This window comes from Klebsiella sp. JB_Kp031 (assembly GCF_040064295.1).
GTDB lineage: Bacteria > Pseudomonadota > Gammaproteobacteria > Enterobacterales > Enterobacteriaceae > Klebsiella > Klebsiella quasipneumoniae.
The window spans coordinates 194,182-214,120 of sequence record NZ_JBEAJW010000041.1 but is presented as its reverse complement, the minus strand read 5'-3'; the positions used below and the strand labels follow the sequence as shown (position 1 = coordinate 214,120).

General features: G+C 58.5%; 20 protein-coding genes and 1 tRNA gene. 10 read left to right on the top strand and 11 right to left on the bottom strand.

Annotated elements, in window-relative coordinates; genetic code table 11:
* Position 1 precedes the first annotated feature (1 nt).
* The gene (gene mdtO / locus ABLV64_RS22425; RefSeq protein WP_217324690.1) at positions 2-1,939 is read left to right on the top strand and encodes a multidrug efflux transporter permease subunit MdtO; all 1,938 of its coding nucleotides are present in this window, start codon (positions 2-4) and stop codon (positions 1,937-1,939) included.
* Positions 1,936-3,384, top strand: a complete 1,449-nt coding sequence (locus ABLV64_RS22420; RefSeq protein ID WP_217324689.1) for an MdtP family multidrug efflux transporter outer membrane subunit — start codon at positions 1,936-1,938, stop codon at positions 3,382-3,384. The genes mdtO and ABLV64_RS22420 overlap by 4 nt, the downstream gene beginning before the upstream one ends.
* A 263-nt stretch (positions 3,385-3,647) precedes the next feature.
* On the opposite strand, the gene ABLV64_RS22415 is transcribed toward ABLV64_RS22420, so the two are convergent.
* The 5 genes from ABLV64_RS22415 to ABLV64_RS22395 form a co-directional block, all read right to left on the bottom strand.
* Positions 3,648-3,947, bottom strand: coding sequence for a DUF1889 family protein (locus tag ABLV64_RS22415; RefSeq protein WP_004205347.1), 300 nt, complete (start codon positions 3,945-3,947; stop codon positions 3,648-3,650).
* Positions 3,948-4,131: 184 nt separating this feature from the next.
* Positions 4,132-5,685, bottom strand: coding sequence for a peptide MFS transporter (locus ABLV64_RS22410; protein WP_049003996.1), 1,554 nt, complete (start codon positions 5,683-5,685; stop codon positions 4,132-4,134).
* 471 nt (positions 5,686-6,156) lie between these two features.
* Positions 6,157-6,579, bottom strand: coding sequence for a glutaredoxin-dependent arsenate reductase (gene arsC, locus ABLV64_RS22405; protein ID WP_017899271.1), 423 nt, complete (start codon positions 6,577-6,579; stop codon positions 6,157-6,159).
* A gap of 9 nt (positions 6,580-6,588) precedes the next feature.
* Positions 6,589-7,881, bottom strand: coding sequence for an arsenic transporter (locus ABLV64_RS22400; RefSeq protein ID WP_048325655.1), 1,293 nt, complete (start codon positions 7,879-7,881; stop codon positions 6,589-6,591).
* Positions 7,882-7,932: 51 nt separating this feature from the next.
* Complete coding sequence (locus ABLV64_RS22395; RefSeq protein WP_004205342.1) at positions 7,933-8,262, bottom strand: metalloregulator ArsR/SmtB family transcription factor; 330 nt, start codon at positions 8,260-8,262, stop codon at positions 7,933-7,935.
* Between the two features lie 219 nt (positions 8,263-8,481).
* Here ABLV64_RS22395 and ABLV64_RS22390 point away from each other — a divergent pair, with 219 nt between their 5' ends.
* Positions 8,482-8,775, top strand: a complete 294-nt coding sequence (locus ABLV64_RS22390) for a YciI family protein (protein WP_004205341.1) — start codon at positions 8,482-8,484, stop codon at positions 8,773-8,775.
* A gap of 18 nt (positions 8,776-8,793) precedes the next feature.
* The gene (locus ABLV64_RS22385; protein ID WP_004205340.1) at positions 8,794-9,366 is read left to right on the top strand and encodes a DUF1349 domain-containing protein; all 573 of its coding nucleotides are present in this window, start codon (positions 8,794-8,796) and stop codon (positions 9,364-9,366) included.
* A gap of 3 nt (positions 9,367-9,369) precedes the next feature.
* Here the strand turns inward: ABLV64_RS22385 and ABLV64_RS22380 are convergent, their stop codons facing one another.
* A complete protein-coding gene (locus ABLV64_RS22380; RefSeq protein ID WP_017899808.1) occupies positions 9,370-9,633 on the bottom strand; it encodes a hypothetical protein in 264 nt (87 codons plus the stop codon).
* A gap of 160 nt (positions 9,634-9,793) precedes the next feature.
* Positions 9,794-10,693, bottom strand: a complete 900-nt coding sequence (locus ABLV64_RS22375; RefSeq protein WP_017899807.1) for a LysR family transcriptional regulator — start codon at positions 10,691-10,693, stop codon at positions 9,794-9,796.
* 138 nt (positions 10,694-10,831) lie between these two features.
* On the opposite strand from ABLV64_RS22375, the gene ABLV64_RS22370 reads away from it, so the two are divergent.
* From ABLV64_RS22370 to ABLV64_RS22355, 4 genes are read left to right on the top strand one after another with little or no spacing between them, the layout of a single operon-like run.
* Positions 10,832-11,140, top strand: coding sequence for a hypothetical protein (locus tag ABLV64_RS22370; RefSeq protein WP_017899806.1), 309 nt, complete (start codon positions 10,832-10,834; stop codon positions 11,138-11,140).
* 2 nt (positions 11,141-11,142) lie between these two features.
* Entirely contained in the window at positions 11,143-11,706 is a 564-nt protein-coding gene (locus tag ABLV64_RS22365; protein ID WP_048295566.1) for an NAD(P)H-dependent oxidoreductase, read from the top strand.
* A gap of 20 nt (positions 11,707-11,726) precedes the next feature.
* Complete coding sequence (locus ABLV64_RS22360) at positions 11,727-12,746, top strand: aldo/keto reductase (protein WP_147733529.1); 1,020 nt, start codon at positions 11,727-11,729, stop codon at positions 12,744-12,746.
* A gap of 32 nt (positions 12,747-12,778) precedes the next feature.
* On the top strand, positions 12,779-13,582 hold the full coding sequence (locus tag ABLV64_RS22355) for a carboxymuconolactone decarboxylase family protein (RefSeq protein ID WP_004205332.1): 804 nt from the start codon (positions 12,779-12,781) through the stop codon (positions 13,580-13,582).
* 247 nt (positions 13,583-13,829) lie between these two features.
* On the opposite strand, the gene ABLV64_RS22350 is transcribed toward ABLV64_RS22355, so the two are convergent.
* Positions 13,830-14,747, bottom strand: coding sequence for a LysR family transcriptional regulator (locus tag ABLV64_RS22350; RefSeq protein ID WP_023319109.1), 918 nt, complete (start codon positions 14,745-14,747; stop codon positions 13,830-13,832).
* A gap of 129 nt (positions 14,748-14,876) precedes the next feature.
* Between ABLV64_RS22350 and ABLV64_RS22345 the strand changes: the two genes are divergently transcribed.
* The gene (locus tag ABLV64_RS22345; protein ID WP_217325185.1) at positions 14,877-16,265 is read left to right on the top strand and encodes an MFS transporter; all 1,389 of its coding nucleotides are present in this window, start codon (positions 14,877-14,879) and stop codon (positions 16,263-16,265) included.
* A 167-nt stretch (positions 16,266-16,432) separates the two neighbouring features.
* Here ABLV64_RS22345 and ABLV64_RS22340 read toward each other — a convergent pair.
* Both ABLV64_RS22340 and actS read right to left on the bottom strand, forming a co-directional pair.
* Positions 16,433-16,506, bottom strand: a tRNA-Gly gene (locus tag ABLV64_RS22340).
* Between the two features lie 80 nt (positions 16,507-16,586).
* On the bottom strand, positions 16,587-17,300 hold the full coding sequence (gene actS / locus ABLV64_RS22335) for an amidase activator ActS (RefSeq protein ID WP_017899801.1): 714 nt from the start codon (positions 17,298-17,300) through the stop codon (positions 16,587-16,589).
* A 314-nt stretch (positions 17,301-17,614) separates the two neighbouring features.
* Here actS and idi point away from each other — a divergent pair, with 314 nt between their 5' ends.
* On the top strand, positions 17,615-18,169 hold the full coding sequence (idi, locus tag ABLV64_RS22330) for an isopentenyl-diphosphate Delta-isomerase (RefSeq protein WP_004205328.1): 555 nt from the start codon (positions 17,615-17,617) through the stop codon (positions 18,167-18,169).
* A 247-nt stretch (positions 18,170-18,416) separates the two neighbouring features.
* Here idi and lysS read toward each other — a convergent pair whose 3' ends face one another.
* Complete coding sequence (gene lysS / locus ABLV64_RS22325; protein WP_002916299.1) at positions 18,417-19,934, bottom strand: lysine--tRNA ligase; 1,518 nt, start codon at positions 19,932-19,934, stop codon at positions 18,417-18,419.
* Between the last annotated feature and the right edge of the window lie 5 nt (positions 19,935-19,939).

Below are 19,939 nucleotides of genomic sequence, written 5' to 3'. Positions count from 1 at the left end.
GATGTTTCCTCTCGCCCATTTTTTACGCCAGGAACTGCGCGACGCACCGGGACGCGCCAGCTACACGCTGCGCCTGACGCTGAGCTGTGCGGTGCTCATCACCCTGTTCATGACCCTGCAGATCCCCTTTCTGGCCGTCGCGCTGATCGTCGTGTTCTACGTCAGCCAGCCTAACGTGTTGATGATTAAGTTAGTCAGCGTGGTCTTTTTTGTCACCGTCAGCGTGGCGCTCGGCGGCGTGCTGCTGATCATCAAGTGGACCTATGACTACCCGCTGATCCGCCTGGCGGCCTCCGTGGCGCTCTTTTTCTGCGCCATCTATCTAATGCGGGTGCTGGGCAAGCTGGGACTGGCCTTTTTCGTGGTGGCGCTGGCGGTGATTTACGCCCAAACCTTCCCGTCGATGACCAGCCAGAGTGAAATCCTGGTGCGGCTGCTGCTCTGGCTGTGGGTGGCGATTAACACCGCGATCCTCGTCACCCTGCTGGTCAACGCCTGTTTTCAGCAGGCCTTTCCCGGCAACCAGTTTAAGGCGCGTCTGGCGGAGATGCTGCAGGCGGTCGCCAGCCGGCTGGCAGACCCGGACGCTGAAGCGCCACCGACCTTCGGCGAGACCGCCGCGCAGTTCAACCAGCTGCAGTCGCTGTTCGCCCAGGCCAGCCGGGCGACGCCGGAGATCGCCGCCGATCCCCAGGCCTGGCGCTCGCGGCTGGCCGCCACCCTGCGCTGCTACCAGCTGGCGGCGCTGCTGCAAGCGGACGAGGCCGATAGCGACGATCGCCTGCGGCTGTCGCAGGCGGTGCTGCAGCTGAAGAGTGCCCTCAGCGAGGGGCCGTTTGACGGCGCTATTCCTCCCCTGGCGCTCAGCGGCCGCGGCGTCAATCGCGCCGTTCTGCAGGAGATGGTAGCCCTTCTGCAGCGGCTGGCCCTGGGTGAGCCCGTTGCTCTGCCGCAGGGCGAGGTGGAGAAGCCGCCCCTGCTAGCGCCGGACGCCTGGCGCAACCCGGCGTATCTCCATTTTGCGCTCAAGACCCTGCTGGCGACGCTAATCTGCTATGTCTTCTATACCGCTGCCGACTGGCAGGGACTGCATACCATTATGCTGAGCTGCGTGATCGTCGCCCAGCCCGGGCTGGGCGCCACGATGCAAAAGACGTGGCTGCGCATCGGCGGCGCGCTGTTCGCCACTCTGCTGGCGCTGCTGTTAATCGTTTTTGTCCAGCCCTGGACCGACTCGCTGTCGGGGCTGCTGGCGATGTCCCTGCCAGTGCTGGCGCTGGCGGCCTGGATTGCCGCCGGTTCGGAGCGTATCGCCTACGCCGGGATCCAGATTGGCTTCACCTTTGCGCTGGCCTTCCTCAGCTGGTTTGGTCCGCTGACTAACCTCACCGAGCTACGGGACCGGGTGCTGGGTATCCTGCTCGGGGTGCTGGTCTCCTCCATTGTCCATTTATATCTCTGGCCGGACAGCGAAGCGCCGCAGCTGAAATCGCGCCTCGCCGGACTCTATCGCCGGCTGGCGGACTGCCTCGCCGCCCCGCACGATGCGGTGCCGCTGGCCCCTCTGTTTGTCGCCTTCACCGACAGCGAAGCGCTTATCCATCGGGTTCGCGCCGAACCGCTGGGCACGTATGCCCACCCCTGGCCCCAGGCGAAAAACTGGCCGATGCGCGCCACCCTCGCCCGGGCCGAGGAGATCGCCCGCCTCACCGAAGGGTACCGGCTCAACGCCGCGCCGGGAGACCCGACCCTGGCCCGCTGCGCCGAACAGCTGCGGCGCTACGCCGAACGTATCGAACAGGAGGCAACGGCCCCTGCCGAACCGCTGGCCACCGACCTGACTAACCCCTTTGGCCCGGCGCTGGCCGCCGCGCTGGCCACCCTGCCCGACTGGGGCCCGACACCGATAGCGACTGAGCAACAGGCTAAAACGTCATGATGATCCTTCCTTTCTCCGCGCGGCTGCGCGGCACTCTCCTTACCCTGACGCTGACGCTGCTCAACGGCTGCGCGCTGATTCAGGACGAGCCTGCCCAGGTCGCCATCGTCAATCCGCAGCAGGCCCAGCTGGCGCAGGTGATCCACCTGGCGAACAGCAACTGGCCGGCAGCCCGCTGGTGGGAGGCCTACGATGACCCTCAGCTCAATATGCTGATCAACCGGGCGCTGCAGAATTCGCCGACCATGCAAGCCGCCCGGCTGCGCATCTCCCAGTCGCAGTCTACGGTGGAACTCGCCCAGTCGGCGATGGGCCTGCAGGCCACCGCCGTCGCGGCGCAAAACCGCCTGCGGATCACCGACAAATCCTTTAGCTGGCCCTACTCCTACTCCCTGCCGGTGGATAAGAACGGTCCGTGGTATACGCTGAACACCGTTGGCGTCGGGGCGCTGCTGAATATCGATCTCTGGGGAGCCGATCGCGCCCGGGTCGCCGCCGCCATTGGCGAGAAAAACGCCCGGCTGGCGGAGACCGCCGGCATTGAGCTCGACATCGCCAGCAGCGTGGCGCAGCTCTATTTCGCCATGCAGGCGACATTCCAGAAAATCGCGCTGCTGCAGGAGCTGGAGAGCATTGCCCAGTTCTCGGTGGCGGCCCACGAGCACCGGACCCAACGCGGTGTGGAGGATAGTGTGGACGTGGCCAACGCCCAGGCCGAACAGCTCGCCGCCCGCCAGCAGATCATTAGCGCCGAGGGGATGCTGACCCAGTATCGTGAAACCCTGCGGGCGCTGATCGGCGCCGATGCGCAAAGCATGCCGGCGATCCATCCGGTAGCGCTGCCTGCGCTCCAGGAGACGCTGCCGCCGTCGCTCTCTTTCGAGCTGCTGGCCCGCCGCCCGGACCTGCAGGCGCTGCGCGGGTACGTGACCGCCTCCCTGAGCCAGGTCGACGCGGCGAAAGCGGCCTTCTATCCCCATTTTGATATCAAAGCGTTCTGGGGCTATAACGCCCTGAGCGTCGGGGATCTGTTTAAGTCCTCTTTCCAGCAAATCAACCTGCTGCCCGGGCTCTATCTGCCGATCTTCGACGGCGGTCGTCTGAACGCCAATCTGCAGTCGGTGCGCACCGCCAGCAATATTCTGATCAAACAGTACAACCAGGCGGTGCTGGACGCGGTTCGCGATGTCGCCATCAGCTCCAGCCAGCTTAACGACCTGAATCAGCAGCGTGCGCTGCAGCAGCTGAAGGTCACCGCGGCGCAGACCACCACCGACAGCGCTCGCGCCCATTATCAGCGCGGCCTGCTCAGCCGCTACGCCGCCGAAGAGGCCCGACGGGCGGTTCTTGCCCAGCAGTTGTTGCTGCTGGACATTGAGGCCCAGCGGCTGAGCACCGACATTACCCTGATCAAAGCCCTGGGCGGCGGCTACCGCGGCCAGTAACAAAAATGCCTTCCCGGAGGGGAAGGCATTCAAACTGCAGCCAAAGGGCAATCTTCAGGGGTTGCCCGGCGGCGCTGCGCTTGCGCGGGCCTACAGCCAACCGCATAACGGTTTGATATTGCTGCCTTTCGTAGGCCGGGTAAGGCGAAGCCGCCACCCGGCAGAAAGGCGGGCACAATAACCAAACAGGTTTGTCATCAGCAAGAATGCCTTCCCGGATGGGGAAGGCATTTAACAGAAGACGCGGGATTGATGCGCGGCGATTACACCAGGGCGCGCAGCTCTTCGCGCATGTAGGTGGAAAAGAATTCCGGATGCTTAATCACCAGCCGTTCGCCGGCGGCGACCCGTTCAGCCCACTCCGCCACTTTGTCGGTAAACCCGGCGCTCCAGCCCTGCTGCTGACCGCGCTCAGCGACATCGGCCGGGCTGGCTGGCACGCCCAGTTCTTTCAAATATTTGAGAATTCCCTTCGCGGTACTTTCATCCATAGACTGTGGTACTGGCTCAGACGTATTCATACCACCAATGAAATCCAATGCTTTATCAATGACTGCTGGCATAGGTGTGTCCTTATATTAACCACATAGTAAACCTGACTACACTATGGACCGGAAAGCGACGTGATTTCAAAGAACACGCTCACGTTATGGGACATCGCGCATTCAGAAAAGGGGATTTTGCACAGCTGAGGCGGGGGTTGGACAAAAAACAAGCCGGTCCCGGGGGACCGGCCTGCGGATCGCGTCAGGCGTTGCTGACGGATTTTTGCGCGGCGCTGGACTGACTGTTCTCCAGCATCCGGCGGACCGGGACAATCAGCACGGCCAGTACGGCGGCGCAGATCAGCAGCGCGATAGAGCAGCGGGCAAAGAGGTCCGGCAGCAGCGACAGCTGATCGGCCTTCACATGACCGCCAATCAGCCCCGCCGCCAGGTTACCCAGCGCGCTGGCGCAGAACCACAGCCCCATCATCTGGCCGCGCATTCTCTCCGGCGCCAGCAGGGTCATGGTCGCCAGACCAATCGGGCTCAGGCACAGTTCGCCGAGCGTCAGCATCAGGATGCTGCCCACCAGCCACAGCGGCGACACACCGGCCCCGCCGTTGTTCAGGACGTTCTGCGCCGCCAGCATCATCAGGCCAAAGCCCGCCGCCGCGCACAGGATGCCAATGACGAATTTGGTCATACTGCCTGGACGGACGTTTTTGCGCGCCAGCGCTGGCCACGCCCAGCTGAAGACCGGCGCAAGCAGAATGATAAACAAGGCGTTAATCGACTGGAACCAGACCGCGGGGATCTCAAAACCGCCGATCATCCGGTTGGTGTAGTCGTTAGCAAACAGGTTGAAGGAGGTCGGTTTCTGTTCAAACGCGGACCAGAAAAAGGCCGCCGAGACCAGCAAAATAAAGCATACCAGCAGGCGCGCCCGCTCTTTACGGCTCAGGCCGGCGAAGACGAACAGCCAGATGAAATAGAGCGCCACGGAGGCGGCAATCACATAGACCAGCACGCTGGCCACCGCCACCGGGTTAATCACGATCGTGCCCAGGCTAATGAGCGTGACCAGCACCGCCACTCCCAGGGCCAGCGCCAGCAGCCACGCCCCAACGCCATTCTTTTTCGCCACCGGGCTGTTCCAGGTGGAATCGAGGCCAACCTCCGCGTCATAGCGCTTCATCGACGGTACGGCAAAGACACGGAAAATGATCAATGCCACCAGCATCCCGATCCCCCCGATGCCGAAGCCCCAGTGCCAGCCATGGGATTTAATCAGCCAGCCGGAGATTAACGGCGCGATAAACGAGCCGATGTTGATCCCCATGTAGAACAGCGAAAAACCACCGTCGCGGCGCGCGTCGCCTTTTTTATACAGGGTACCGACCATCACCGAGATACAGGTTTTAAACAACCCGGAACCGAGGACGATAAACATCAGGCCGATAAAGAACAGGTCGTTGCCCAGCCATGCCGACAGGGCGATCGACAGGTGCCCGAGGGCGATAAGAATCGAGCCGTACCAGACGGCGCGCTGCTGGCCTAGCCAGTTATCCGCCAGCCAGCCGCCCGGCAGCGCGGCCAGATACATACTGCCGGCAAAAATCCCGACGATCGCCGAGGCGTTCTCCCGCGCCAGCCCCATCCCGCCGTCGTAAACCGTCGCCGCCATAAACAGGATCAGTAAGGGACGGATCCCGTAAAACGAGAAACGCTCCCACATTTCAGTGAAGAAAAGGGAGCCCAGCGGATAAGGATGGCCGAAAAAGGTACGGCTTTCGTTTTTATTAACAGAGGAATGCATAAATTCTCCAGAAAAGGTGCGCCGCAGCGCAAGTTAACCGTATAAAGCGGGCTGACGATTTATAATTTGTTTGTCTTAACATCAGATACGAGCATTTTTAACCATTTGATAACCATGCAGTGGTTTTGTCCAGCCCCTTACCGTTCCTTTTTAGATGAAAAGTCGACAAACATCTAGTTTTATAGATTTAATGTTCGCAAAAACGTAAACGGCGTTGACATTATGCCATTGTGCAGAATACATAATTTTATTTATTAAAAACAGTAAGTTGATTGATTAACAAAGGACAAAAACCGTCGGTGCGGGCAGGGCATATAACGACAGGAAAAGTAAGGGAAACGGGCCGGAGGAGGCAGAAATAGCGCTAAGGGAGAATATTGTTAAGCCATCCAGGTGCTACCCCCGGAGAGCCAACCGTGCGGCAGGATTTACAAGGCTTGCCGGCTGCTATAGCCGGCGCCATTTTGCGCGCTATTTCACACGCTGCCCCGCCCGATCAATGACCCGCTCACCGTCTTCCTTCACGAAGGCGCCTTTTTGCGGCGCCGGCAGGATCTCCAGCACCACCTCTGACGGGCGACAGAGTCGGGTGCCCCGCGGCGTCACCACGATCGGGCGGTTAATCAGGATCGGATGCTGGAGCATAAAGTCGATTAACTGGTCATCTGTAAACCGGTCTTCCGCCAGGCCCAGCGCATCGTAGGGTTCGACGTTTTGCCGCAGCAGCGCCCGCACCGGGATCGCCATCGCGGCGATCAGCTGACGCAGCTCATCGCGCGACGGCGGCGTCTCCAGATAATAGATAATGGTGGGCTCAGCGCCGCTGTTGCGGATCAGCGCCAGGGTATTACGCGAGGTACCGCAGTCAGGGTTATGGTAAATGGTGATGCTCATAGTACGTTCTCATGGCTGGTTGAAAGAGAGACGCAGCGCCAGCGCGGCCAGCGTCACAAGCAGCACCGGCAGGGTCATGATGATGCCGCAGCGGAAATAATAACCCCAACCGATGGTGATGTGCTTCTGCGTCAGCACATGCAGCCAGAGCAGCGTGGCCAGGCTCCCAATCGGCGTGATTTTCGGCCCCAGATCACAGCCGATGACGTTGGCATATATCATGGCCTCTTTGATCGTCCCTGTTGCCGCGCTGCCATCAATCGACAGGGCGCCGACCAGCACGCTGGGCATATTATTCATGATCGAAGAGAGGAAGGCCGACAGGATACCGGTGCCCAGCGTCGCGGCCCACAGCCCGCGCTCCGCCAGCATGTTTAGCACCGTGGTCAGATAATCCGTTAATCCGGCGTTTCGCAGGCCATACACCACCAGATACATCCCCAGCGAGAAGCTCACAATCTGCCATGGGGCGCCGCGCAGCACCTTGCCGGTGTTAATCACTCGCCCGCGCTTCGCGACAGCAAACAGGATCCCCGCTCCCGGCGCCGCGATGGCGCTGACCGGGATCCCCAGCGGGTCAAGAACGAAAAAGCCGACCAGCAACATCAGCAGCACGCCCCAGCCGGTACGGAACGTCGCCGGATCTTTTATCGCCGTGGCCGGCGCTTTCAGTAACGCCATATCCCAGGCGGGTGGGATATCCTTGCGAAAGAACAGGTGCAGCATCGCCAGGGTGGAGAGGATTGCCGCGAGATCGACCGGCACCATCACCGAAGCGTACTCCCTGAAGCCAATGGCAAAGAAATCTGCCGACACGATATTCACTAAATTCGACACCACCAGCGGCAGGCTGGCGGTATCGGCAATAAACCCGGCTGCCATGACAAAGGCCAGCATCGTTCCCTTACTGAACCCCAGCGCCCGCAGCATGGCAATCACGATGGGCGTGAGGATCAGCGCCGCGCCGTCGTTGGCAAACAGCGCCGCCACCGCCGCGCCGAGCAGGATAATCCAGGTAAACAGCAGACGACCCCGCCCTCTTCCCCAGCGGGAAACGTGTAGCGCGGCCCATTCAAAAAAGCCGGACTCGTCGAGCAGCAGGCTGATAATGATCACGGCGATAAACGTGGCGGTGGCATTCCAGACGATATGCCACACCACCGGGATATCGGCTATCTGTACGCCACCGGTGACCAGCGCCAGCGCCGCGCCAAAGGCCGCGCTCCAGCCGATCCCTAAACCCCGCGGCTGCCAGATCACCAGCACCAGGGTCAGGACAAAAATCGCACCTGCCAGCAACATCGTTCCTCCACCAATCACATTCGAAAAATCATATATGATAAGATAAATTTTTTACCGACAACCTGGCCCGTCGGTCAGTCTGCTGATCATCAGCCGCACATCGTCCTGCTGACTTAGCCAGGCCTGCTCAATCACCTGCGCCGCCCAGGCCGGCATCTGCGGAGAGAGGCGATAATGGACCCACTTACCCTGTTTTCGATCCCGCAGCAGCCCACTCTCCCGCAGCATTGCCAGATGGCGGGAGATCTTGGGCTGGGACTGGGCGAGCGCCGTACAGAGATCGCACACGCACAGCTCTCCCCGCGCCTTGAGCAACAGCACGATCCCCAGCCGGGTTTCATCGGCGAGGTTTTTGAACAGTTGCAGGGGTAATAAAGACATGGTTTCTCCTCAAGCGTGACGGACAGCATACGGGACCACGATTAAAGATCAATATACATTCGAAAATACATATATGTTTTTTTCACAGCTGCGATAAATCTCCCTGCAGTTGCAACACGCGCCTCCTGCTCAATAGCACGCAAAAATGCCGCGCTTTCTTTTATCCATCATTGAAATGTGTCAGGCTGAAGATCCCATCGGATTGACAGGGTTTTCAGGATGAGTACGATTTATGTGGTTGTTTTAACGTATATAAAACCGCTCGAAGAGATTGACAACGCGATCCCCGCCCACGTCGAATGGCTCAAAAAATGCTATGCTGACGGCCTCTTTCTCGCCTCCGGCCGCCGTATTCCTCGTACCGGCGGGGTGATTCTGGCGAAATGCGACAGCCGGGAAATTCTGGAATCGCGTCTGGGCCAGGATCCCTTCCAGCAGCTGGGCCTCGCCCATACGGAGATTATTCCCTTTGAGGCCAGCATGGCGTCGCCCGCGCTGCAGTCGCTGTTATAAGCCTGTTCCGGAGGAAAAATGCAGCCATCCTTTCACTGGATTAATGAACCTGCCGAGTGGCACCGCGATGCCGACGGCCTGACGGTGGTCACCGATAAGCATACCGACTTCTGGCGCCATACCTGGTATGGCTTCGAACGCTTCTCCGGCCATCTTTATGCCGCTGAGGTGGAGGGCGATTTTACCCTGCAGGCAAAAATCTGTGCGGATTTCACCACGCTTTACGACCAGGCCGGGCTGATGATGATGGCGGACGAGCAGACCTGGCTGAAGGCGGGGATTGAGTTTAATGACGATGCCCCGGCCATCGGCAGCGTGCTGACGTTAACCCACTCCGACTGGGCCACCGGGCTTTTCCCCGGCGACCCGCGCACTTTCTGGCTACGGCTGACCCGCAAAGGCGATGCGTTAAGGCTGCAGTATTCGACCGACGGCGAGCGCTGGCCGCTGCTGCGTCTTGGCTACTTTCCGCCAGGCCCGGTAAAAGCCGGCGTCATGTGCTGCTCACCGGAGCGCGGCGGACTGGCGGTTGCATTTCGGGATATTCAGCTTTCCCCGCCGCTGGACAAAGCGCTGCACGATCTGAGCTGAACGCTAGCGGGAAGACCCGACTTTCTCTGCATCCTGAGGGCCAGGATTGCAGGGTTCGCGGGTGCCGGGCAGGTAAAAATGGCCGTGCTTATCGGGATCGGTGCCGCCCGGGCACCCTGCCCTGCCCGAGGAGTTATCGCTACTGCCGCCGTCCGAACCGTTGCCGCCGTCGGCGCCCGATATTACCGACTGGCCGTGATGGCCATGCGCTGCAGTGGCTGAAAACGCCACCAGCGCGAATACACAGACCATTAAGCGTCTGCCCATTGCTGCCTCTCCCTTATTGAAATTCCCCGTCCATCGCGTTGACGATGGGATAAGCCGTTACACCGCGATAAAAAACCGCTTTATCCGCAGGGAGTATAGGGTTAAGACAGAGGGAAAGACAGGGCCGGTGTCTTCAGACATTTCGCACGCAAAATAGCCTTTATGCCGCAGTATGCGCTATCAGAAAATCAATCAGGGCTTTCACCCTTTTCGTTTTACCCGCGTTTTTCGGGTAATAGAGATAAACCGGCGGATAGGTTTTCCAGTAGTCCTCCATCACCGGTAGAAACTGTTCACGATCGGGCTGTAGCCGCCAGATAGGTTCAAACAAGCGGCCAATCCCCAATCCATGGCGGATACCGTCTGCCATGACGTCAATATCATTGCTGATTAACTGCCCCGGCATCTCCACGGTGAGTTGCTCGCCGTGGTCATTGAGGATCAGCGGCAGGATGCGGTGGTTGGTAATAAAGCGATAGCCAATCAGCCGGTGATGGCTGAGATCGGCGGGCGACTCAGGCACGCCATATTCGGCCAGATAGGTTGAGGAGGCATATAACCCTTCGCGAAACGGTTTCATTAACGGGCGGGCGACCACCCCGCCTTCGAGAATATCGCCAAAGCGGATCCCAAGGTCGAATCGTTCTTCAATGATATTGACGGTACCGTCATAGACCGATATTTCCAGCTGGATCCCCGGGTATTGCTGACAGAAAGCCGCCATCGCCGGTTTAAGAATAAGCAGGTAGGCAAAGCGCGAGAGCGTAATTCTCACCGCCCCGGAGGGTTCCCGATTCTGATCGCGGAGGCTCTCCAGCGATGTTTCCAGGACCTCGACCGCCGCAGCGGTTTGCTCCAGCAGCTGTTGGCCAGTTTCCGTCAGCTCGATTCGCCGGGTGGTACGCACAAAAAGCGGATGACCGATATGCTCCTCCAGCAACTTGAGGGCATTGCTAACAGACGGCGGCGTGATTTCTAATTTCCTCGCCGCGGCCGAGATATTGCCTTCGCGCGCAATGCTCTGAAAGATGCGTATTTGATTATAAAGGGCGTTATTCATAGCATCTCCTTGCGACAGTCTCGCCTGATTATTAAGTACAGGCTAAATATTCTTAAGTCAATGACCGCCTAATCTTCACTCCCTGTGGCTCGTATACTTTTGTCTCTTCCCGCTGATAACGACTTTCCGGAGACAACGATGCGAATTTTATGTCTGGATATCCCCGCGCCCGGCGCAACGCTGGAACACTATGCGCCGCACCTTACCGCGGAAGCCCTCCATGCCTGGGGGCTGTATAAATCTGGCTTTATCCGCGACATCTATTTCCGTCAGGACCGACCCGGCGTCGCTATTTTCCTAGAGTGCGACACCGTGGAAGAGGCGAATAACATCATGGCCGAATTTCCACTGGCGAAGGCGGGTTTATTAACCTTCGAGTGTATTCCACTCGGCTCGTTTATTAACTGGGAAAACCTCTTCTCTGCCGAATTTAAACCTCAGGAGTAACGATGAGAAAGCCTCATATCCTTATCGTTTCCGGGCATCCGGATCTTAACCATTCCATCGCCAACGCCACCATCCTCGATGAGCTGGCGACCGCCCTGCCTGATGCGGAAATCCGTCGTCTGGACTGGCTCTATCCGGACGGCAAATTCAACATCGCCGCAGAGCAGGAAAGCCTGCTGCAGGCGGATGTGATTGTCTGGCAGTTTCCCTTTAGCTGGTATGGGCTGCCCGGGTTAATGAAACAGTGGCTGGACGAGGTCTTTGTCCACGGCTTCGCCCATGGCTCAACGGCGAAACTGGGTGGTAAAAAGCTGATCCTCTCCTTCACCACGGGAGCGCCACAGACGCTCTATACCGCTGACGGTTTCTTTGGCCATGCCATTGAGGAGTATCTCCTTCCCTTCGAGACCACGGCCAGGCTGTGCAATCTTGAGCTGCTGGCGCCGGTTTATACCTGCGGCATTAGCTACGCCGACCGGGATGCCGACAAAATCGCTCAGCAAAAAACGCGTGCCCGGGAACACGCGGCCAGACTGATCGCACGGCTTAAAACTCTGGTGGAATAACCCAAAGGGAGAAAATAAAGATGCAGTATACCCGGCTCGGGAAGAGTGACTTACTGGTCTCCCGCATCTGCATGGGATGTATGGGGTTTGGCGATCCGTCAACGGGTCAGCATCGCTGGACGCTGGACGAAACAGCCAGCAGGGACATCATCCGCTACGCGCTGGAACAGGGCATCAATTTTTACGATACCGCCATCGCCTATCAGAACGGCTCCAGCGAACGGTACGTTGGCCGGGCGCTGCGGGAGATGGCAAAACGCGAGGATGTGGTGCTGGCCACCAAGTTTCTGCCACGAACCGCTGCCCAGATTGCCGAGGGGATCAGCGGAAAACAGGCGATCACCCGCTCGCTTGACCAGAGTCTGCGAAACCTCGGGATGGACTACATCGACCTCTACATTTACCACATCTGGGATTACAACACCCCGGTTATCGACGTGCTGGAGGCGCTGCATGCCGCTGTCGCCGCCGGCAAGGTGCGCGCGATTGGCATTTCCAATTGTTATGCCTGGCAGTTGGCGAAGGCGAACGCCCTTGCCGAACGCGAAGGGCTGACGTCCTTTGTTTCTGTGCAGAGCCACTACAACCTGATTATGCGTGAAGACGAACGAGAGCTGTTCGGGCTGTGCGCGGAAGATAATATCGCTATGACTCCCTATAGCGCGCTGGCCAGCGGCCGTCTCGCCCGCTTAGAAGGCCACACGCGGCGAGCGGTGGAAGATGATTATGCCCGGGGCAAATACGACCGCACGGCAGAGCAGGATCGGAGCATTATTGCCCGCGTCGCCGAACTTGCCGAACGGCATCAGGTCTCCATGACCGAAATTTCGCTGGCCTGGCTGCTGACTAAAGTCACCGCCCCGGTGGTCGGTGCCACGCAAAAGCATCATGTTGACGGCGCGGTCAACGCTGTAGCCCTTCAACTGAGCCCGGAAGAAATCCGCTATCTGGAAGAAGCCTATCAGCCGCACTTCCTCACAGGCGTGATGGCGCAAAACACGCCGCAAGCCAAAGACCATCCTCAGGTGTGGACGCGCTAACGATCCGCCCTGTGGATCGGAAAGGAGCAAATATGAAAAACGTGATTGCCGCGGCAGCCTTGTCGCTTGTGCTGTCTGATTTTGCTTATGCCAACGAACAAAGAGATGAAGCTATGATGAAAATTACCCCTTCTACCCTTACGGACGCTGATATTCAAGCGGTGTCGCCGGCGCTGGCGCGCTTCGGCCGCGAGGCCATCAGCAACGACCTCTGGCAACGTGACGCCCTGTCCGCCCGCGACCGTAGCATCGTGACCATGGCGATGCTGATTGCCCGCAACCAGCCAGGAGAGCTGAAGCACTATATTGCCGTCGCGCTCGATAGCGGCGTGACGCCAGCGGAAGTGTCAGAGATCATTACTCACCTCGCCTTCTACGCTGGCTGGCCCAATGCGATGTCAGCCGTCAGCGTCGCTAAAGCCATCTTTGAAGCCAGGGGCGTGACGGCAGAGTCCCTCCCCGCCGCGTCGCCGACGCTGCTGCCCCTCAATGAACAGGTAGAGAAACAGCGTGCAGACACCGTCGAAAAAAATGTCGGCCCCATTTCACCTGGCCTGGTTAAATTTACCGCCGACCCGCTGTTTCTCGACCTCTGGCAACGGCCCGCGCTAACGCCCCGCGACAGAAGCCTGGTGACGGTCAGCGCGTTAATCGCCGCCGGACAGAGCGCGCAGATTGGCTACCACCTGAACAGAGCGATGGATAATGGGCTTTCGGCTGAAGAGGCCGGAGAAGTGGTTGCCCAGGCGGCGTTCTACGCGGGATGGCCAAATGCGTTTACCGCTGCTCCTGTGGTCGGTGAGGTATTGCGATCGCGCGAGAGCAAAACTGAATAAAAAAGAATAAAGGACAGGGAAGCTGTCCTTTATTCGTCGTTAATTGTTAATTTAAAGGTACCACGAGGGCTTTCGATTAGGTCTCACGGAAAGAACATAAACGGTCTATCGAAGTATGGAGACTTCGATCGTGAATCTGTTCAGATCGCTCATTGAGAAAATTTCCGTTCCGTATGCCGTCATGAGTCTCATCCTTTGAAAGCAGCGATCGCTGTGGCGAGACTGTAGCGCGGACATGTCTATTTGGTCAGGCCATGACTGACCTCCCCCCACCGCATATCGCAAGAATTTGCTTTCTCAGCCAGCGGTGACCGGGGTCGCGTTCCATCCTTGGGTGCCACATCTGCGATACCGTAATTCGACGGCTTTTGAACGGCAGCTCGAAAACGTGTACCTGGTCCGTTACCTGCTGATTGAGTAAATAGAGTGCGGGTATCATGGCGATAAGATCCGATTCCAGCGCCACGGACAGTGCTGTCGGAAATCCCGGTACGACGCTCGCAATTTTACGTTTTGTCCCCAGTTCGGCCAGCGCATCGTCAACGGATCCGTGCAACGCGCCCTCGGGTGACGCTACCACATGGCCCCAGGCGACATAATCACCCACGCCTATTTCTGCCTGCTTAGCCAGCGGGTGCCCTTTACGCACGACGCCAACAAACCGATCCTCAAACAGTCGTTGCAGCCGTATTTCTGGCCCCATATTACTCTGAACGCCAATCTCCAGATCAACCAGCCCTTCCCGAAGATAGCGCGACGTTTTTTCCGGCTTAGGCGCGAAGCGTATACAGACGTCAGGCGCGGCGTCGGCAACCGCTGCGATGAGCGCAGGCCCAAACGCCACCACAAAACCATCGTTTGCCCTGATGGTAAAAAGACGCGCCAGACTTCGCGCGCAGAACGTTTCCGTTGAGGGCTGCAATACTGCCCTGGCCTCGTGCACTGCACGCCTGGCGCGATCCCGGGTCGCTTCGGCCCACGGGGTCAGTACCATGTTACGCCCGGCGCGCACCAGAATCGGGTCTCCTGTGACATCGCGTAACCTGCTTAATGTCCGGCTCATGGCCGAAGTGCTGAGGTTCAGACGACGAGCCGCACCTGCGACACTCGCTTCACTCAGCAATACGTCGAGAGCTACCAGCAAATTAAAATCGGGATCAGACATTACCCTTTCTCCCAGCACATTAAGATAAGGCGTTTGATGCAACAATAAAGTGAAAATAGTGCGCCTTCCGCCTGGTAAAAGCCATCTTTATAGTTTTGTCATCCATACACTCTTCTCAGAGGACAAATGATGACGCTCTTTTCCAGCCAACCCGGCGACGAAGGACTGCCTGGCCCGGCGCGCGCACGGGTGATGGCCGCAATCATGACCACCACCTTAATGGGCGTGTTTGATGGCACCATGATCAACATTGCCCTGCCCTCAATGGCTCAGGAGATGCAGGTACCTGCCGGTATTGCCGTCTGGTTCGCCAACGGGTATCTGCTGGCGGCTGCGATGACGCTGGCGATATTCGCGGCGCTTGCGGCCCGTCTGGGTTATCGCCCTGTATTTCTGGCGGGCCTGACGACCTTTACCCTGACATCACTGGGTTGCGCGCTGGCGAATAAGCCCGAAGTGCTTATCGGTATGCGCGTGCTTCAGGGGATCGGCGGCGCGGCAACGCTGAGTATTGCCCCCGCAATACTCAGGTCCGTATTTCCCGGACGATTACTTGGCCGCATTCTGGGATTCCATGCCCTGCTCATTGCCTCCAGCTCCGCTATCGGCCCGGTATTGGGTGGTACGATCCTTCACACCCTGAGCTGGCAATGGCTGTTTGCGATAAACGTTCTTCCCGGCACCCTCGCCTTACTGCTGGCGGTCAGAGCGCTGCCGCGGGATGCGATCCGTATACAGGCGCCCTTCGACACCCTGGGCGCCATATTGTCGGCGCTGCTGTTGGGTTCGACGATCATGGCGGCGAACAGCCTACAGAACGCCACTTATCAATTCGGCAGCCTTAGCTGGATGGCCCTCGCTGCGCTGAGCGGCATGGCTTTTATCTGGCAAATCCGCCGCACGGGTCATCCCTTACTGCCGCCGACCATGTTTAAAAATGAACGTTTTACCCTCGCGGCTTTCACGTCGATGATTGCTTTTGTCAGCCAGGGGATCACCTTTATTGCGCTACCCTTCCTGTTTCAGAGCGAATACGGCTACAGTCCGGTAGTGTCTGCCCTGCTGTTTACGCCGTGGCCATTAGGGATCGTGGTGATTGCGCCGCATGCAGGCCGTTGGGCGGACACGATATCAGCCCCGGCGATATCCACTCTGGGGCTGGTGATATTTGTCGTCGGTTTGATCCTGCTGGCGACGTTACCCGCCAGCCCTTCAATGTGGGATATCTGCCTGCGAAGTCTGGTGTGCGGAATAGGGTTTGGCTGCTTTCAGAGTCCCAATAACCGGGAAATGCTCTCAAACGTTATTCGTGAGCACGCGAGTTATGCGTCCGGTGTTTTATCCATTATGCGCACTTTCGGGCAGTGCCTGGGAGCCGCCGCTGTAGGCGTTCTGCTGGCAGCAGATGAAAGGGCAATTCATGTTGCGCTGTGGAGCGCCGCCGCGGCCTCTGCGGTATCGGTCGTCGTCAGCGCGAGCCGGTTGCGTAAAATCACTCATCCTGCGGAAACAGGATAAGTGCGAAAATATCACTAAACGCTACGACTCCAGCGCCAGCAGCGCAAAACGCCGATCCGGCAACCAAAGTGGAGTCCTCCGTCGGAGTTCAATAGACTAACAGAAAGCTATAACCGCTTATTTTTCAAGGGAAAATTGAGTTGGGTAGACTTCAGGAGACTTGAAATTGGAGCGGGCGAAGGGAATCGAACCCTCGTATAGAGCTTGGGAAGCTCTCGTTCTACCATTGAACTACGCCCGCGAAGAGGTGCGAGAAGCATTATAGCCCTTACGCACCCTGTGACAAGCCTGCCGGATGCTGACTGGCGATAAAATAACCTTTTAGCACTTAGGTTTACTTCCCTGCGGCGGCAGGTAACGCAGCGGATCGATGGCCGTCGCCCGGTAGCGGATCTGGAAATGCAGCCGCACTGAGTCGGCATCCGTACTGCCCATGGTGGCAATTTGCTGGCCGGCCTTCACGCTCTGGCCATTATTCACCATTAGCTTATCGTTGTGGGCATAGGCGGTGATGTAATCCTCGCTGTGCTTAATCATGATCAGATTGCCATAGCCGCGCAGCTGATTGCCGACGTAGACCACCTTGCCCGCCCCGGCGGCATACACCGGCTGACCGCGGGTTCCGGCGATATCAATGCCTTTATTGCCGCCATCGGCGGTGGAATAAGGCAGGACCACTTTGCCGCTGGTCGGCCAGCGCCAGCAGCGCTGTCCCACCGGCGGCCAGGAGGACTGAGGTACTGCGGACGAAGGCGTGACCGCCGCGGTGCGCGTAGAGGAAGATTTTTTCTTCGTTGTCTTCGTTGAACTGCTGCCGTTAAGCTTCAGCTTCTGCCCCACCTCAATGGTGTAAGGCGGGGAGATGTTATTCAGGCGGGCCAGATCGCGAACGCTGGTGCCGGTGGTGCGGGAGATGCCATACAGGGTATCGCCGCGTTTAACGGTGTAGGTCGTACCGGAATCGGAGGTGCTGGAGCAGCCAGCCAGCGCCAGGCTTACCACCAGCATCAGTGTCATATAAACGCGTTTCATCATCAGGCATCCTGCACTTAACACAACCACTTACCTCGCAATCAGGGCGAATATCATACCAGTCCGCGGCGCAGGGCGTCATCCCTGATGGCAAAACCAATATCCCCTGGCCATCGGATATGGCCAGCGACGAACAGCGATTGCTGTTGGTGCCGCACGTCATGGTGGTCTTCCCCAACATGCGGGTGGCCGCTCACAGAGCCGCCTCCAGGGCTTGTTTTGGTAATGCCTTTCTGCCATTTATGGGCTAACCTAGTGGCCTGAGTACATGACCCGGCGGGTTTGTGCCGGGTCTTTATTTATTTTCAGGAGTCGTCATGGCCGGGGAACACGTCATTTTACTGGATGAGCAGGATCAGCCTGCCGGTATGCTAGAGAAGTATGCCGCCCATACGCTTGATACCCCTTTACATCTCGCGTTTTCCTGCTGGCTGTTTAACCAGCAGGGTCAGTTGCTGGTCACTCGTCGTTCGTTGGGCAAAAAAGCCTGGCCCGGGGTATGGACCAACTCGGTCTGCGGACACCCCCAGCAGGGCGAGACCTTCGAGCAGGCCGTCACGCGCCGCTGCCGCTTCGAACTCGGCGTGGAGATCGCCGACATCGCGCCGGTTCACCCGGCCTTCCGCTACCGGGCGGTCGCCCCAAACGGCATCGTTGAGAACGAAGTATGCCCGGTGTATGCCGCGCGCGTGGTGAGCGAAGTGCAGCCTAATGACGATGAAGTCATGGATTATCAGTGGGTTGACCTGGCAACGATGTTAAGCGCGCTGGCCGCCACGCCCTGGGCGTTTAGCCCGTGGATGGTGCTGGAAGCGGAAAATCGGGACGCCCGCCAGGCGCTGACCGACTTTGTTGCGCGTCTGCGCGGGTAAGCTGACTCGTCTCGCTGCCGCCACCACCCGGCGTAAAAAGCGACGCCATAACTGTCATCGTTGCCTGGCGGCGCTACGCTTGCACAGGCCTACGGTTCTGCGCTGTTGCGTAGCCCGGATAAGGCGTTTACGACGCTATCCGGGAGCCCCCGGCCTGCGCTGAGTCGGGTTACGCCAGCCTTCAGACCTCACGTCAGACATAAAAAAACCCGGCAAGCCGGGTTTTTTTGCAATGCACAAGACGCGATTATTTCTGCGGACGCATTGCCGGGAAGAGGATCACGTCGCGGATGGTGTGGCTGTTAGTGAACAGCATCACCATGCGGTCGATACCAATACCCAGACCGGCGGTCGGCGGCAGGCCGTGCTCCAGCGCGGTCACGTAGTCTTCATCGTAGAACATTGCTTCGTCGTCGCCTGCGGCTTTCGCATCAACCTGATCCTGGAAGCGCTGCGCCTGGTCTTCGGCGTCGTTCAGCTCGCTAAAGCCGTTACCGATCTCACGGCCGCCAATGAAGAATTCAAAGCGGTCGGTGATTTCCGGGTTCACGTCGTTACGGCGCGCCAGCGGAGAAACTTCCGCCGGGTATTCGGTGATGAAGGTTGGCTGGATCAGGTGCGCTTCCGCCACTTCTTCGAAGATCTCGGTCACGATACGGCCCAGACCCCAGCTCTTCTCCACTTTGATGCCGATAGACTCAGCGATCGCTTTCGCGGAATCGAAGTTATCCAGATCCGCCATCTCGGTTTCCGGACGGTATTTCTTGATCGCTTCGCGCATGGTCAGTTTTTCAAACGGCTTGCCGAAGTCGAACACCTGGTCGCCGTAAGGCACTTCGGTGTTGCCGAGGATGTCCTGCGCCAGGGTGCGGAACAGGGATTCGGTCAGCTCAATCAGATCTTTGTAATCCGCATAAGCCATGTAGAGTTCCATCATGGTGAACTCTGGGTTATGACGAACGGAGATCCCTTCGTTACGGAAGTTACGGTTGATCTCGAAGACGCGTTCGAAGCCGCCCACCACCAGACGCTTGAGGTACAGTTCCGGCGCGATACGCAGGTACATGTCCAGATCCAGCGCGTTATGATGGGTGATAAACGGACGCGCGGAAGCGCCGCCCGGGATCACCTGCATCATCGGGGTTTCCACTTCCATAAAGCCGCGGCCAACCATGAACTGACGGATGCCCGCCAGGATCTGCGAACGCACTTTGAAGGTCTTGCGCGATTCATCGTTGGAGATCAGGTCGAGGTAACGCTGACGATAGCGCGCTTCCTGATCCTGCAGGCCATGGAACTTGTCCGGTAACGGGCGCAGGGCTTTGGTCAGCAGACGCAGCTCGGTGCAGTGGATAGACAACTCACCGGTTTTGGTCTTGAACAGCTTACCGCGGGCGGCAATGATGTCGCCGAGGTCCCATTTTTTGAACTGGTCGTTGTAAACGCCTTCCGCCAGATCGTCACGCGCCACGTACAGCTGGATGCGGCCGCCAACGTCCTGCAGGGTGACGAAGGACGCTTTACCCATGATACGACGGGTCATCATGCGGCCAGCCACGGCCACTTCAACGTTCAGCGCTTCCAGCTCTTCGTTTTCTTTGCCATCGAAGTCAGCGTGCAGTTGGTCAGAGGTATGGTCACGACGGAAATCGTTCGGGAAAGCGACGCCCTGCTCACGCAGCGCAGCCAGCTTCTCGCGACGGGTTTTCAGTTCATTATTAAGGTCAATTGCCGCGTCAGCGCCCTGTGCTTGTTGTTCAGACATGTTAG